The sequence below is a fragment of the Micromonospora sp. BL1 genome (assembly GCF_003667485.1).
GTDB lineage: Bacteria > Actinomycetota > Actinomycetes > Mycobacteriales > Micromonosporaceae > Micromonospora > Micromonospora tulbaghiae.
The window spans coordinates 34,452-50,039 of record NZ_RCVK01000229.1 but is presented as its reverse complement, the minus strand read 5'-3'; the positions used below and the strand labels follow the sequence as shown (position 1 = coordinate 50,039).

14 protein-coding genes are annotated in these 15,588 nt (G+C 67.7%); 12 read left to right on the top strand and 2 right to left on the bottom strand.

The window, feature by feature from the left end:
* The first annotated feature begins 295 nt into the window (after positions 1–295).
* Both EAD96_RS14295 and EAD96_RS14290 read left to right on the top strand, forming a co-directional pair.
* Positions 296–793 (top strand): NUDIX hydrolase, encoded by a 498-nt coding sequence (locus EAD96_RS14295; RefSeq protein WP_233585757.1) that lies wholly within the window; start codon positions 296–298, stop codon positions 791–793.
* Between the two features lie 141 nt (positions 794–934).
* On the top strand, positions 935–1,591 hold the full coding sequence (locus tag EAD96_RS14290; RefSeq protein WP_121684601.1) for an HAD family hydrolase: 657 nt from the start codon (positions 935–937) through the stop codon (positions 1,589–1,591).
* Here EAD96_RS14290 and EAD96_RS14285 read toward each other — a convergent pair.
* Positions 1,588–2,919, bottom strand: coding sequence for a helix-turn-helix transcriptional regulator (locus EAD96_RS14285; RefSeq protein ID WP_121684600.1), 1,332 nt, complete (start codon positions 2,917–2,919; stop codon positions 1,588–1,590). The two genes, EAD96_RS14290 and EAD96_RS14285, sit on opposite strands and share 4 nt — an antisense overlap.
* Before the next feature lie 442 nt (positions 2,920–3,361).
* On the opposite strand from EAD96_RS14285, the gene amcA reads away from it, so the two are divergent.
* The 10 genes from amcA to EAD96_RS14240 are packed head-to-tail and all read left to right on the top strand — an operon-like array spanning position 3,362 to position 11,824.
* Positions 3,362–3,532 carry a multiple cyclophane-containing RiPP AmcA gene (gene amcA / locus EAD96_RS31905; RefSeq protein WP_368666028.1) on the top strand — a complete coding sequence of 57 codons (171 nt, stop codon included), beginning with the start codon at positions 3,362–3,364 and terminating at the stop codon, positions 3,530–3,532.
* Positions 3,529–4,500, top strand: coding sequence for an NAD(P)-dependent oxidoreductase (locus tag EAD96_RS14280; protein WP_199733166.1), 972 nt, complete (start codon positions 3,529–3,531; stop codon positions 4,498–4,500). Before amcA ends, EAD96_RS14280 begins: the two co-directional genes overlap by 4 nt.
* Positions 4,501–4,516: 16 nt before the next feature.
* Positions 4,517–5,470 (top strand): thymidylate synthase, encoded by a 954-nt coding sequence (locus tag EAD96_RS14275; RefSeq protein ID WP_121684599.1) that lies wholly within the window; start codon positions 4,517–4,519, stop codon positions 5,468–5,470.
* Positions 5,467–7,176, top strand: coding sequence for a carbamoyltransferase C-terminal domain-containing protein (locus tag EAD96_RS14270; RefSeq protein WP_121684598.1), 1,710 nt, complete (start codon positions 5,467–5,469; stop codon positions 7,174–7,176). The genes EAD96_RS14275 and EAD96_RS14270 overlap by 4 nt, the downstream gene beginning before the upstream one ends.
* Complete coding sequence (locus EAD96_RS14265; RefSeq protein ID WP_121684597.1) at positions 7,173–8,201, top strand: hypothetical protein; 1,029 nt, start codon at positions 7,173–7,175, stop codon at positions 8,199–8,201. The genes EAD96_RS14270 and EAD96_RS14265 overlap by 4 nt, the downstream gene beginning before the upstream one ends.
* 57 nt (positions 8,202–8,258) lie before the next feature.
* Positions 8,259–8,780: a topology modulation protein gene (locus tag EAD96_RS14260; RefSeq protein ID WP_121684596.1), complete on the top strand. Its 522-nt coding sequence runs from the start codon at positions 8,259–8,261 to the stop codon at positions 8,778–8,780.
* A gap of 24 nt (positions 8,781–8,804) precedes the next feature.
* A complete protein-coding gene (locus tag EAD96_RS14255) occupies positions 8,805–9,620 on the top strand; it encodes a class I SAM-dependent methyltransferase (RefSeq protein WP_121684595.1) in 816 nt (271 codons plus the stop codon).
* Complete coding sequence (locus EAD96_RS14250; protein WP_121684594.1) at positions 9,617–10,360, top strand: phosphotransferase; 744 nt, start codon at positions 9,617–9,619, stop codon at positions 10,358–10,360. Before EAD96_RS14255 ends, EAD96_RS14250 begins: the two co-directional genes overlap by 4 nt.
* A gap of 14 nt (positions 10,361–10,374) precedes the next feature.
* On the top strand, positions 10,375–11,028 hold the full coding sequence (locus EAD96_RS14245) for a histidine phosphatase family protein (RefSeq protein ID WP_121684593.1): 654 nt from the start codon (positions 10,375–10,377) through the stop codon (positions 11,026–11,028).
* On the top strand, positions 11,021–11,824 hold the full coding sequence (locus EAD96_RS14240) for an aminoglycoside phosphotransferase family protein (RefSeq protein ID WP_121684592.1): 804 nt from the start codon (positions 11,021–11,023) through the stop codon (positions 11,822–11,824). The genes EAD96_RS14245 and EAD96_RS14240 overlap by 8 nt, the downstream gene beginning before the upstream one ends.
* Before the next feature lie 415 nt (positions 11,825–12,239).
* Here the strand turns inward: EAD96_RS14240 and EAD96_RS14235 are convergent, their stop codons facing one another.
* Positions 12,240–15,452: an NACHT domain-containing NTPase gene (locus EAD96_RS14235; protein WP_121684591.1), complete on the bottom strand. Its 3,213-nt coding sequence runs from the start codon at positions 15,450–15,452 to the stop codon at positions 12,240–12,242.
* Between the last annotated feature and the right edge of the window lie 136 nt (positions 15,453–15,588).

Here is a 15,588-nt window from a genome sequence, read left to right as displayed (position 1 = left end):
CAAACCGTGGTTTTGGGGCCGATTTTGGAGATCACTGTTCAATGAATCAGCCGAAAAGCTGAGGACAGAAAACGCGGTACGGCCAAATCGGACCACCGCTAGTTGATCTTCACGAGCGGTGCCGTACTGCACGCCGATCTACCAGAGGCCCGAGATCAAAGCCAGGCCGACTCGACGACGCAACGCCACACACCGAACGATGGTTACCCAAAGTAACCACGGCCCGGGGGAACGTTGCCGCGTCTTCCTTCAAGAACGGGCGATGCGCCAAGGGCGAGCCCGTAGGGTCGAGCGCGTGGCCGAGACGCAGACCAAAGCGGACCTGTCCTACATCGCCAGCGTGACGCGGGTCCGGGCGGCGGCCGGCGTGATCCTCCGCGACCAGGCCGGCCGGGTGCTGCTGGTCCACCCGACCTACACAGACGTGTGGGAAGTTCCCGGCGGAACCGTGGAGCCGGACGAGTCCCCGGCAGACGCCTGCACCCGCGAGACCCGGGAAGAGTTGGGACTGTCGATACCCGCGGGAGCGCTGCTGTGCGTCGACTGGGTACCGGCGAGCCCACCGTGGGACGGCGGGCTCATGTTCGTGTTCGACGGCGGGGTACTGACCGCGGACCAAATCGCGGCGATGCGACTGTGCCCGGACGAGCTCGACGGCTTCGAGTTCATCGAGCCGGAGCGCCTCGACGAAGTGTTGATCCCCCGGTTGGCTCGGCGGGTTGCCGCGGCGGTCGCCGCGATCGGGCGGGGCGGCGTCTACCTCGAAGGCGGAACCGCGCCTTCCGCCACGTAGCGAGCCGCATCGAATCGTTGGCAAGGCATGGGGCACGCCCAGCAGCGGTGGTTCCCTGCCATCGCAGGCGCCACAACCCGCACGACGACCCCACCCGCGGCACGCGTTGATCCGCCTGAGCCCGAGAGGCACAATCCCAGGATGATCTCGAGCGTGTTCTTCGACGTGGGTGAGACGATCGTCGACGAGTCCCGGGAGTACGGCACCTGGGCCGACTGGCTCGGCGTCCCACGACACACCTTTTCGGCAGTCTTCGGCGCCGTCATCGCCCGCGGCCGGGACTACCGCGAGACTTTTGAGGTGTTCCAGCCCGGCTTCGACCTGGCCAAGGAGCGGCAACGCCGGGCCGACGCTGGACAGCCGGAACACTTCTCCGAGGAGAACCTGTACCCGGACGCCCGGCCCTGTCTCACGGCCCTGCGGGAGTTGGGCGTGCAGGTCGGCCTGGCCGGCAACCAGACTGCCCGAGCCGAGACCATCTTGCGCGCCCTGGATCTGCCCGTCGACGTGATCGGCACCTCGGACGGCTGGAACGTCGAGAAACCGTCGGCCGCGTTCTTCGACCGCGTCGTCGCGGAGGCCGGCTGCCCCGCCGGCCGAGTGCTCTACGTTGGGGACCGGCTGGACAACGACATTCGCCCCGCTCAGGCCGCCGGACTCGCGACCGCCCTGGTACGACGCGGCCCATGGGGGCACATCCTCGACGACAAGGCCGTCAGCGACCGCTGCCTCTTTCAGCTTGACTCGCTCGCCGAGCTGCCCGAACTGGTACGCAGGCACAACGAGTCGGCAATTTAGCTCCCCGGAAGAGCGGCCCGGCTGTTCGCGAGGGCGGCGATGCGATCGTCGAGTTGGCCGCCCTCTCGGCTGTCGCCGAGTACCTGCCGGACCGCTCTGACCCGTTCCAGCCCGGTGCCGTACCAGTCGGTGTGCAGGGCGTCCAAAGCCTGGTTGAGGTAGGTGGCAGCGTGGTCGCCGTCGCTGCTGTGCGCCGAGGCCAAATCGGCGAGGACGACGCTGCGCTGCTTGGCGCCTGTCGCGGTCAAGCCGGCGAGGGATTCGGCCAGGTGACGGGCGGCCTCGGCATGGTCGCCAGCGGCGAGGACCGCGTAGCCAGCAAAGGAGTGCAGCCGGCCGGCGTCGTAGTAGTCCAACCAAGCGGGCGCCTCAGGACGCGCTTCGAGCGCGGTAGCAGCGAGGTCGATCTGGTGCCGACTCGCTACTCCGGCTCCCGCGCGGGCTTCGACTTCCGAGGCCACGCAGTGCAGCCAGGAGCGAACGGCGGGGCTGACGCCGTGCCAGGTGTGCTGGAGCGCCGCGTCGATCAGAGACCGGGCTGCGGCAGGATCATGTCCGAAGGCGGGGATGAAGGCCATGTGGCCGAGGACGGCGGCGGCCAGGGCATGGTCTCCGGCCTCACGGGTGGCGGCGAGGGCGACGTCGTAGCAGCGTTGCGCGACGGCGGGCTGGTTGAGATCGAAGAACGCCAGTCGTGCGGTGAGCAGCGCCGATTCGGCGAGGGCGCTGGCGAGGGTGGCCCGGCTGGCGCCGGTTGCCGCGCGGACGAGTCCGCTGCCGAGCTGAGTGTGGGCGTACGCGGCCTCGTAAAGCGGCCGGGCGGGGCTGGTCCAGTACAGCGTGCGCTGACACCGCACGATCTCGGCGTACGCGTCTGGATCTACGGCCTTGGCCTGGGCGTACGCGGCCTGCGGATCGAGTGATAGCAGGGGCGCCACCAGGGGAAGCATGCTGGCGCCGAACAACGCGCGCAGAACAGTTGCCCGGTCCCAGCCGGTGTCGTCGCCTCCGGTGATCATTTCCCACAACCTCCTGAACTCGTGCAGTGTCTCCGCCTGCGGACGCATCGCCAGCTCGTCGGGGGTGAGCAGACCGAGCTGGCTCGCCGGCTTGTCGAAGATGGCCACGAGGTGCTTGCGGTAGCGCGGGTCAGGCCACCGCTCACCGGTTTCCCACCGCCGCACCGTGTTGGCGTTCAGCCCGGTATCGGTCTCGCCGGCCTGGCTTATCTCGGTGCGGATGCGCTCGGCGACCTCCTCGTAGGACCAGCCCCGCTGGAGCCTCTCCCACGCTAGCCGCCGATTGGCGGGGTAGCGCCGTCCGGCCATGCCAGCACCTCCGTACGTCCTCTGTCGACGACGGTCACGTTAGCCATCTTCGCTACGGGCCGTCACTACCTGGTTGCGAGCGGACGGGCCGTGGACGGTACCGATCGGGCCTGCTGGGCGGTTCGCTGTTGACGAGCATCGACGGACGCTGCTGGGCGGCTCCAGCTCACCAACCCAATGCCATCGACGCCAGGGGATTCACGGTGAAGAGATCAGACAGGACGGCCATCAAGCAGGCGCCGCTTGTTGTGGCGGCGGCCGGAGGTGCAGTCGTGAGGTTGACTCCTCGCCCGCGTACTGCCATCGGGGCTGCGCGGGCGGGTGACCGGCGGGGTGCTCCCAGCCGCCGCCTCACCACGGCGGGCCCGCCGGCTCCTCGGCGGACCCGCCACGACTGGACCAACCAGCGGGAGTCAACCGCAACTCGTCGGACGGTCACGCTATGACCGTGTACGTCTCCCGGCACGCATCCACGGACGGGCCAACTCCGGCGGCGCAGCTCTGCACACCAGCGACCGGCCGAGCAAAGGTCTCCCAGACCGAGCCCATCCTGCTCACCTTCGTGTGGCAGCGCATGCTGTCGCAACCAGCTCAGGCCGGTGGCCGCCGGTGACGGCGCGGGTGCTGGTGACCGGTGCGGCCGGCTTCATCGGCTCACACGTCGTCGACGCGCTTCTCGCTCGGGGCATGCAGGTGGTCGGTCTGGACCGCCGCCACCTCGGCCAGGACGCCCTCGCCGATGAGAACCTGTCAGCAGCAGCCAGCAATCCGCTGTTCACACCGCTCCGCCGGGACCTGGCCACCGACCGGCTCGATGACGCTCTCGAGGGCTGCGACATCGTGTTTCACCTGGCTGCTCGGCCCGGGGTCCGGCCCTCGTGGGGCACGGAGTTCCACGATTACGCCCAGTCCAACGTGCTCGGCACCCACCGGCTGCTCGATGCCTGCGCTCGATCGGGCGTACGGCGGTTGGTCTACGCGTCGTCGTCCAGCGTCTACGGTCCGGCGGAGCGGCCCAGCCGCGAGACCGATCCGACCTGTCCGGTGTCGCCGTACGGGGTGAGCAAGCTCGCCGCCGAGCAGCTGTGCCTTGCCTACGCCCGTCGCCCCGACAGCCGGCTCAGCGTTGTGGCGCTGCGCTATTTCACGGTGTATGGGCCACGGCAGCGACCCGACATGGCCATCGGCCGGCTGCTGTTCGCGGCCTACACCGGTCTGCCGGTCACCCTGTTCGGTGACGGCAGCCATCGGCGGGAGTTCACCTACATCACTGACGTGGTCTCCGCGACGATCGCTGCCGCTCACATCGATACCCGCTGCGCTGCCGTGAATGTCGGTGGCGGCGCGAGCGTTTCCATGCGTGGCGCCATCCAGGAGGCATCGACGGTTACCGGACGGCGCATTCCGGTCCAGGTGGCCGACGAACAGCCCGGCGACGTTCCCGCCACGTCTGCGGACCTGACCCTTGCCGGCCGGCTGCTCGGCTACTGGCCCACCGTCGGCCTGCACGAGGGCATGGCCCGGCAGTCCTCCTGGCTGGTCAATCTCTCCCGCGACCGGCTCGCGGCCTTCACCTCCTGATAGAAGGAAGCCTCTGATGATCGTCTTGACAGCGGATTCCGCGAGCGAGTTGTTCACCGCCGCCTGCCAGGCAGTCCTGCTCAACGGCCGTATCGCCTGCCCGCGCGACATGATGACCACCGAGGTCATCGGCGCTCACCTGTGCCTGACCAACCCTCGACGCCGGCTGGTCTCCGTGCCGCCCATCCGCGTCATCAACCCGGCGTTCGCCGTCGCCGAGGCGCTGTGGATCCTCTCCGGCTCGGACGACCCGTGGATCTTCGACTTCAACGACAACCTGCGCCGCTACGCGGACGACGGCATCCTGCAGGGCGCGTACGGGCCACGAATCCGCCGATGGGGCAACCGTGTCGACCAGCTCGACGCGGTCGTCCGGAAGCTGACAGCCGACCGGGACTCCCGACAGGCCGTCGTCCAGATCTACGACCCAGGACGCGACCACCGCGGCCACCGCGATGTGCCGTGCACTCTCGGGTACCGGTTCCTGATCCGGCAGGGCAGGCTCGAGATGCACACCACCATGCGCAGCCAGGACCTGTGGCTCGGCTTCCCGTACGACATCTTCGCGACCACGCTCCTGCAGGAACTGATGGCCGGCTGGCTGGGTGTCGAGGTCGGCGAGTACCACCACCACGTCGACTCGCTGCACCTGTACGCCGAGCACGCCGCGGCCGCTGCTGAGTGCCTCCACCACGAGCCAACCGTCACCGAGATGGATCCGCTCGGCGTGGACTGGCCCGACCTGGACTCCGTCCTCGCCCGGATCATCCGTGGCGACGGTGACCTGTCCGACGGCACCTCATGGGACACGTTCGGACGCGTGCTGACCAGTTACCGGAGCTGGAAGCTCGGCCAGCGCGACTTGGCGCGCACGCTCGCCCACGACACACCGGGGCCGCTCGGCGCTGCCCTTGTCGCCTGGTATCAGCACCTCACCCAGCCGGCCCTCGTCTCGGCGGAGCTGGCATGACCGCGAATGTGGTGCTCGGGCTGTGCGCGTACACGCATGACTCGGCGGCGGCCCTGCTGGTCGACGGCCACCTGATCGGCTTCGTCGAGGAGGAACGGCTCGACGGGATCAAGCACAGCAAGGCCTACCCGGCACACGGTGTCGCCTGGCTGCTCCACGAGGCCGGGCTGTCGCCGTCGGACGTGACCGCCGTGGCGTACAACTTCGATGGACGCCGCTACCTGGGCGCACTGGGCCAACTGCCGACCCATCTGCGACAAGCTGCCAGCCGCGCTCGCGCCGTACCTCGGGCTCGCAGCTTCACCACGGTCCACCGCCGCTACCAGGCCCGGATGCGGGACCTGGCCGAACGCTTCCCGCGCGCTCGACTGCAAGCGGTGCCGCACCACCGGGCGCATGCCCTGTACGCCTTCGCCGCCGCCGGCGTGGACGACGCGGCGGTCCTGATCGTCGACAGCCTCGGCGAGCTGCAGACCACCACCACCTGGCACGCCCGGCAACGCCGCTCGCGGCTCAGCCTCGACCTGGCACACGCGATCAACGACCCGGCCTCCCTCGGCTACGCCTACGGCGCCGTCACCGAGCACCTCGGCTGGCGGCGCGGTGACGAGGAAGGCACCGTGATGGCGCTGGCCGCCCTCGGCGACCCCGCCCGGTTCCGGGAGCTGATGTCCCGGGCGATCCGACTCACGACCGACGGCTTCACCCTCGACCCGGCGCTGATCGCGCTGCGGGTGCTCGCCAGCCGCTACGGCCGGGTCACGCCCGCGTTCACCGCCGCCACGTGCCCGCCCCGCACGCCGACGGCACCGGTCGAGCCTGTCCACGCCGATCTGGCCGCTGCGCTGCAGGAACGCACCGAGCAGGTGATGCTGCATCTCGCCGAGCGAGCCCGCCGGCTGACCGGCTCGGGGCTGCTCTGCCTGGGCGGTGGGGTCGCGATGAACTGCGTCAGCGCCGGCCTCATCGCCCAAGCCGGCATCGTCGACGAGGTGCACGTACCGCCCGCCCCTGGCGACGCGGGCACCGCGATCGGCGCCGCCGCCCAGGTCTGGCTCGACCTGACCGGCCGACCGCCCACCGGGGTCCGCCATCACTGCTACCTCGGCCCCGCCTATCCCGACCTAGCACTACCGGCGGCACCGCGCGCGGGACTGCACGCGAGCCGGCCGGCCGAACCTGTCCGCGAATTGGCGCGGCAGTTGGCGGACGGAGCGATCGTGGGGTTGTTCACCGGCGCGCTGGAGGCCGGGCCTCGGGCACTGGGGCACCGGTCGATCCTCGCCTCTCCCCTGGAGGCCGGTGTGGTCGAGCGGCTCAACGCCACTGTCAAGTTCCGCGAACCGTTCCGGCCTTTCGCCCCTGTCGTCCTCTCCGACAGGGCCACCGACTACTTTCGGCTGCGCCAACCGTCGCCGTACATGTCGCTCGCCGCTCCCGTGACCGAGCTGGCCCGCAACAAGCTGCCTGCGATCGTGCACGTCAACGGCACCGCCCGAGTCCAGACGGTCACCCGCGAGCAACACCCCATCCTCGCCGACGTCCTCACCCGCTTCGGTGAGATCACCGGACACCCGGTGCTGATCAACACCTCGCTGAACATCAAGGGCAAGCCGATCTGCGGCACCCCAGAGATGGCACTGGACTGCCTCACCGAATCCGGCCTGGACGCGCTGCTCATCGAAGGCTGGTGGGTGACCAAGTGAGAATCGGTTACAGCTTCTGGGGATTCCTCGGACCCGGCATCACCGACACCCCGGACGGAGGCCGCAGCCACCGCCGGACCTTGGTCGACGGGCTACGTGCAGCCGGCCACGACATCGTCTTCCTTCAACCCAACCGGGACCTGTGCGAGGCCGGCGACGATCTCACCGGCCACTACCGCTGGGACGTGGGCCTGCCCAACCTCGACGCTCTCTTCCTCGAATGGCGCTGGCCCATTCCCGGTCGTAACACCACCGTCTGCGGCCGACCCGGCCACACCTGCGACCTGCATCGACAGGGCGAACTGCTTGACCATTACACCCATCAGGTCGGCACCCGGACGCTCCTGTGGGATAAGGACCGCCAGCTGCTCGCAACAGACCCCCTTCGCCGTGCCCACAACGTGACCGTCTGTGAACCCGCTCTGCACCCGACGCTGGGCGCAGTGCCATTGCTCTTTCCTGTGGCCGACACTGCCATCGACGCCGCTGACCCGGCTGCGCTGGCGGCCCTGCCCCGCCGGATTCCGCTCGTCTACGTCGGCAACCAGTACGACCGCGACCACGCGTTCGACACCTACTTCGCGCCGGCCGCCGCCCAACTGCCCCACCTGATCGCCGGCAAGTGGACCGACATCAGACGCTGGCCGGATCTGAACTTCATCGGCAGAGTTCCGTTCCCCAGAGTGTCCGCGATCTACGCCGACGCGCTCGCCACCGTCCTGCTGCTTCCCGCCCGGTACACCGAAGCAGGACAAATGACCCAACGGATCTTCGAGGCCGTCCTCGCCGGCTGCCTGCCCCTGCTGCCTCGTGACGTCCGCGGCGCCGACGCCCTTGTTCCCTCGTCACTGATCGTCCGCGACGCCACGGAGGTGCGGCACCGCATCGGCTGGCTCAGCGAGATCGCCGGCACCGATGACCACGCCAACCTGATCGCGGGGTGCCTACGGCACCTCGACCCGTTCCGACTCTCGACCCAACTCGAGGTGCTCACCTACCTGCTGCATCACCCGGAGTCGGTGTAGTCATGACCCACCGTGTCACCACCGGACGAGCGCACCACACCTCTACCCTGGAGAACCATGGAAAGGATCGCGATCATCGGCTGCGGCGGAAGCGGCAAGTCCACCCTCGCACGCCAGCTGGCCCGGATCCTCGACGCGCCGTTGACGCACCTCGACGCCACCTACTACGACGAGCACTGGAACCCCTTACCGCAGGACGAGTTCGCTGCCCAGCAGGAGAAACTGGTCGCTGGCGAACGGTGGATCATCGAGGGCAACTATGCCGGTACCCTGCCGATCCGGCTTGCCGCCGCCGACACCGTGATCTTCCTCGACCTACCGGCCGTGACCTGCCTATGGGGCATCGCCCAGCGCCGTTGGCGCTACCGCGGCGGGCAACACCACCAGGACGGCGTCTACGACCGAATCACCTGGAACTTCGTCCGCTACATCCTCGGCTACCGGCGCACCATGCGCCCGCGAGTCCAGAACCTTGTCCGAGAACACGGGCCACACGTCCGCCTGATCACCCTCACCAGCCGCCGCCAGGCCGCTCAACTGATCAAACGCGTCCGCGACGAGCATCAGCCCGTGACCTGACCGCAGCGGAACGGGAGGCGACGAATGTCGGCCAACCCGTTCCTTGACCCCACGTTGGTCCACGGCGACCTCTACCAGGGCGACGGCCGGCTCGCCGAACGCACTCACGCGCTGCATCGCGCCAAGATCAGCGGAAGCGACGCCGCCGACACAATCGCCGACCTGCTCACCGCCCGGGTCCCGGCCGGGGCGGCCGTGCTCGACATCGGTTGCGGACGCGGCACCACAACCCTGCGCCTCGGCGACCGACTCTGGCCCCGCCAGCTCATTGCTGTCGACGCCTCGAGCACGCTTCTCCGCACCACCCGCGACCGCCTCGGCGCCGCTGGCGCGTTGGGCTCAGTGGTCTGCGCTGACTTCCACCACCTGCCATTGCCCGACAGCGTGGCCGACGCTGCGGTTGCCGCCTTCTGCCTGTACCACTCTCCGACGCCGGATCTGGCTGTAGGGGAGATTGCCCGCTGCCTACGCCCTGGCGGCACCGCCGTCCTGGTCACCAAGTCCCTGGACAGCTACGCCGAACTCGACCATCTGGTCCACGCCGCCGGCCTCGACCCGCACGCCACCAGCCGACCGAGCCTCTACGAGAGCTTCCACAGCGGCAACCTGCACACCATCGCCGCCATTAACCTGACCGTCATCGACGTCCAGCACGAGGAACACGTCTTCCAATTCGCGGACGCCACGCACCTCGCCCGCTACCTCACCACCACACCCAAATACCGGATCACTCTGACCGGCGGGATCCCCGCCCTCGCAGCGACCCTCCGGCAGCGGCTGTCCGCACCGCCCTACACGACCCGATCCACCGTCAGCTACGCCGTCGCGGTGCGGCCATGAGTAGCCCTCACTTCGTCAAGCGGTACGACGACCCAGAACGCTGCGTCACCGCTGCCGCCCACCACGCCTGGCTAGCTGGCCTGGGCTCCGGTGTACGCCTGCCCGGGCTCGTCGCACAGGGCCCCCGGCATCTGGTCTTCGAACGGCTGTCGGGACGAGCACCGGGAGTCGAAGATCTTCCGCGGGCCGCCGCAGCACTCGGCCGGCTCCACGCTGCGGCGCACCGACATGAACTTCGGACCGCCCGCCTCGACCAACCCCACATCACCTCAACCGGACTCGCGATCCCCGACTTCGCCAGCCCACGTCAGGAGGCGCTACACCACGCCGCTGCCGCAGCGGGCGTCCACTCGTCGAGCATCAACGCCGTGCTCGACAGCATCGGGCAATCCGTGACGTTCTACAAGGACCCGAATATCCGGAACTACCTTGCGAACGGCAATGACATCGCCGTCGTCGACTTCGACGACCTGACGCTCGCTCCCTTCGGCTACGACCTGGCCGGCCTCCTGGTCACCGCATCCATGACCTACGGCCGCCTCGGTGACCAATCGATCGCTCTCTGTCTCCGCGCCTACCGCGTCGCTGTCGCGCCTCAGATCTGCAGCTTGGCCGACCTAAAACGGTACGCCGAACTGCATCACCTGCTGACTCTGCGATACCTCGGCCGCAACGGATACCGGCACACCTGGCCCACTGTCCGGCCTTGGCCCGACCCGTTCCTCACCGAACTGACCTGAAAAGGAACTCCCGGATGGCCCCGACAACCGAACTCGTCATCGCCCGCCACGGCGAAGCCGCCTGCAACGTCGCCGGAATCGTCGGCGGCGCCCAAGGCTGCACCGGCCTCACCGACCTCGGTCGGAGCCAGGCGGAGCAACTCGCCACCCGCTTGGCCGACGAACATGCCCAAAATCCTTATGCCGCCATTTACACCACTCCTCGACTCCGCGTCACCCAGACCGCCGAGTTCATCACTCGGGCCCTGCACCTGGTCGCCACCATCGACCCGGACCTCCGCGGCCCTGACCACGGCGACGCCGACGGCCGGCCCTGGGTCGATATCAAGACTTCCTTCCAGGGGCCGCCTCAGCACAGCCCAGACCGCCAGTACGCTTCCGGCTCCGAGACCTGGAACGAGTACCTCTACCGGGCGACCGCAGCGCTGCAGAAGATCCTCACCCGCCACGAGGGTGAACGAATCCTCATCGCCGCCCACGGCGAAACCGTCGAAGCGGCCCACACTCTGCTCCTCGGCCTACCCCGGAACGCCTGCCTGCGGCTCGACTTCGTCACCGACCACGCCTCCATCGCCCGGTGGCAGCGGCCGACCAACCGCTTCGGGCGTACCATCTGGCAACTGGTCAGCCACAACGACATCCGACACCTCCAACCCCGCCATGGCTGACGTCAACGTTCACCTCGCGCTCTGCCAACGGCTTCTCGACGCCGACGCCAAGCCCGTCACTTCGTACCCCGGGCACGCTGGCACTCGCGTCCTTCGAGCCTCAACGGCCGACCACGGAGACGTCATTGTCAAAATCCATCGCAGCCTGGAACGACACCACCAGGAAGTCCATGCCTACCGGACCTGGGTTCCGGCTCTCGGAGACAGGGCGCCCCGACTGCTCGCGACAACCGACGACCCACCAGCCATCGTCATCACCGCAGTATCCGGCGTTCCGCTCAATGGGCGGCAACTCGACCCCGAGGCCGAGCAAAGCGCCTACCAGCAGGCAGGACAACTACTCAGGACGCTGCACGCCGCTGGACCGCCCCGCCTCGAACCCGACTGGACGGCCTGGCTCGCAGAACGCGCCGAGTACTGGATACACCAGGCCGGGGACCGCATTACCGCCGCCCGCCGGGCCGATGTACGCGCGCACATGCAAGCCCTCCGAGACCTGGCGCCCCTGCCTGCCCTTCCTTGCCACCTCGACTTCATGCCCCGCAACTTGATCTACAGCGACGGAACGGTCAGGCTGATCGACTTCGAGCACACCCGCTACGACCTACCCGCCCGCGGCCTCGTACGACTCGCCACTCGGGTCTGGCCCCACCGCCCAGACCTACGCGCGAGCTTTCTCCAGACGTACGGCCAGCTCAGCACAGTGGATGACGCGGTACTGGAGCATTGTGCCCACTTCGACAATCTGACGAGCTTGGCGCGACAGGCAGGGCCCCGGCGCGGGGCCGATTCCTAGGCCTGTCGGCTCTGCGGAGACCGCCTACGCACTCCGGATACCGAGTCACCGTGAATGACGCGCCCAGCCCTCCGCGCGTCACGGGAAACCAGCTACGTCGGGGCAATGGGCATAGACTCGCCGCGAACCCGATCGATCCGACTCCCCTCCGCTACCGGGAACTGGACGACGGCAGCAGTTCCACAAGAACATCCGCACTAGCGCCAGCCCGGCGGTTGTCGATCGCCATCACCACTTCGATCGCTGGATTAGGCTGTCGTATGCCCATTGAACTGGCTGTGTGACCTCCCAACCGGCATCCGTGTACCTCTTGAGGACGTAGTCGGCTTCGGCCTTTACCACATCAGGACCAATCGGCCTGATACGGTCCAACCGGTCAACTACGTCCCACTCCGCCTGCTCGGCGGGCGTCCTTTCAGTCATTCGAGCTCTCCTGAATCTTGTCAAGATGCATCGGCTTACAGTCAGCCACATTGGCAGCTTTTTTGAGGATTCGCTTCGCCGACTGCGCCATCCAACCGGAGTCAGAGGTAATCGCCGCGAGTAGGGCGCTACGCTCCCGTTCGCCGAGACGGCTTGAATCCCATGCCGGTATGGGTCCGGCGACCGGCGCCTCGAGGAAATCGGCGACTTGGGGCGCAGCAGCGGTGTGGAGTTCGGCGATCGCAGCCCGAGCTTGTGCGGCTACTAGTGCCAGATCTAGACCAGCCGCGACGGTGAGAGCTCTTAGCCATCCCGTGCGTGTCTTGTCCTGACCGGGAGCAAAGGTTGCGCGGAGGTCACCAAGTGTCACCTTTGGCAAGTACAAAAGGCTAAACAGGGAGGCAAGTTCAGACAGCCGCCACCGCTGCTGCACGGAGAGCTCAGGGCTGGGTTCCGCGATCCGTGCCGCAGATTCCAGCAGCGGCATTTGCCGTTTCTCCCAGGAAATTCCTGGTAGGGCGTACGCGACTAAAGCATTACTTGTCTTCCGCCAGACTGGCATCGGCACGTCGTAGCCGGCGTCCTCCAAGGCTTGGACGAGACCGGAATAGATCTTGACACTAGCGAGCCCGATGAGCGCGTGAACGCGGTTCACCATGTCACTGCCCAAAATTTTCAGATGGGGGATCGACGCTACCGCGACCTGGAGATGTCCTGGCAGCGATTGCTCAAATGCATCCAGATCCAGGTCTGCGTCCGTAACCTCGTCGGAGATGCGGCGGGCTGGTCCGGGGAGTTGCAACGCCGCACGGACGCTCGCCACCCGCGACGGGCACAACGCGGTTCCGTCGGTGGCGGCGTCTGACAGGGCCACCAGCGCCGTGACGATCACCCGTTGCTGGTCGTCGGCGCATAGCCGTTCAAGCGCCTGCTCCCGTTTTGTGCGCAGAGCCGTAGGCAGCGATAGCTCAGCCAAGGCCACCATGCACCGCCAGCCGGATACTGCAACGTCCGGATCGAGGTCACGGTACTCTTCCGCGGCATCGGTTAGCAGGGTAACCACGACATGCAGCTCGTGATAGCTGGTATCGGCGGCATGGCGGAGTACGTCTGCCGCCAATAGAGCGCGCGTCGAGAAACCAGGCTCACGCTCGTCGCGCAGCAGTATGTTCAGCACATTCGCATGTAGCTCTGCTGCGAGCGTCAGGGTGACGCCGCGGTCGGGGTTGCCGACCGCCGTGTCCACCCACTCCCGCAGCGGCTCGTCGGCGAGCCACCGCACGGCCATAGCGGCGGCGATCTCGGCGAATACCCGACTGCGCGGCCGCACTGCGCCGTCGCCAGCATCGACGAACACGCCCATGTGCTGGTCCCAGAACTGCAGGATGTGTCTGGTGAGTTCGTCCGCAGGTCCCGCAGCACGGATATCCCATTCGTTAGCGAGCATGACGGCAATGGCCTGCCGCACCTGCGCCTGGCTGGCGGATTCGGAGTCCATCAGTCGGGAGCCGATGGCGGTAAATCCGTCGAGCAGCTGCTGCGCGGTAGGCTGGCCGGGCCGAGTGCCGACACTTTCGCGGCGTTGATGCTCCCAGTCCTGCACGCTTTGTTGCACTGCCGTTCTCAGCAGCTTGGCCGGGCCGTGTGTGACCGGTATGGTCGCCGACTTCGCCACGACCAAGGTCATGATGGTCGCCAGCAGCGGCACGTCGGCGATGTCGGGGTGGACCTGCCGGGCTGCGTCGAGCCACGAGCGGCGTAGCTCGACCCAGCGCTCACGGTCCGCCTCATCGACCTGGTGAGTGTCGGCGACGTGCTGCAGCAGTCGGTGCATGACAGTGCCGAGCTTGTCGGGCGTCGCCATCGTCACTGGGGCCAGCCCCAGTTTTCGGGCAGCCGCAAGGCCGCTGTCACGGGTGCTGAGCACGACACCGAGCCCAGCCGGCAGTTCTGCCAGCATCCGCTGTAGCCCGTCGGCGATCCAGCTACGCCGCGCTCCGCATTCGTCGAACCCGTCGAGCAGCAACACCGCGTGACCGGCATGGCAGGCACGTTCCAGGGACGCCATCAGGACTTTGCGATGCTCCACCGGCGCGTATTGAGCCGCGACCTCACACAGCACGCCCAGTGTCACATCGGCGGCCCGTCCACAACGGTCGGCAACGACAGGCAGGGATACCGGCACGGGCAGGGCAGCGGTAGGCCTTTTTGCCCACCGGGCGGCCAGCTGGCGCAGGGCAGTGCTTTTACCCATGCCGGGCAGGCCCGCGAGCAGCAGCCTCGGCCAGCGCCGGCTCATCGCCAGCAACGACACTCGCTCACGGCGCCGTCCACCGCCTTCGACGGTGACTCGCAACCCGTCGGCAAGGTCGGCAACGGTCAGCTCGGGCAGGTCGCCGGCCAACAACGACAGGCTGACGCGGCCGTCCTCGGCGCCCAGCCAGTCCCGGTAGGCGGACAGCGCCAACTGACGGGCGTTTGCCGCGGCACCGGCCGCGCCTTCACCGTCGGCGAAGACCTCGATCGGAGTCGCCCGCAGAACCTTCACCCAGTCATCCAGGCCGCTGGCGAACGCAGTGCTGGCCTGAGTGTGGAAGTCCTCTGCCAGCGCCTTGACGGCAGCACGGCCGTGACCTTTCGCGACCACCGACCCCTGCAACAACGCGACGCCGAGATCGAAGTCGACATCACCAGCTTTGACCACATTGGCCACGAGCACGTGCGCGGCCTCGATAACCCGCTCGCGCACCACTGGGTCGTCGGTGCACGCGTCGATCTTCTTCTTGAGCGCGGCCAGAGCTTTCTGCTCAGATCCGGGTGCAGGTGTGTCCGGAGCGTGGCGGCGTCGATCCAGGGCGGCGGGCAACATCTTGAGAGCGCCGCGCAGCTCAGCGGTGGCCAGTACAAGCAGGTCATCAGGCCCAAGCGCGGGCGCTTGCTTAACCCATTGCTTGACCGTGGCACCGAAGTTCTGCTCGTCGTTGCCGCAGATGTGCTTAGCAGAGATGAACATCCGGGTCCCGGCCTCGGACACACAGCACAGATCGTCGGTGGCCTGCCCAGTCTCGAAAGCCAGGCGCACCGGCACGAAGTCGCCGCCGAGCACACCTTCCCCCGCGAGACCGTACGTGGCCAAGAACACCGCGATACCGCGCCGGTGAACACTGCCGATCTCGTTGTTCACGCCACCGCGCTGCTCGGCCACCGCCGGGATACTCCCTCACCACTGCCTTGTCGGCCTCGATTAGGCGGTCACGATACTAACTTGTGATCGCGTGACGGCATCGCCGCCGCACTGATCCACGCTGTAGCCACGATTGGCAATCTCTTCGACAGAGGTC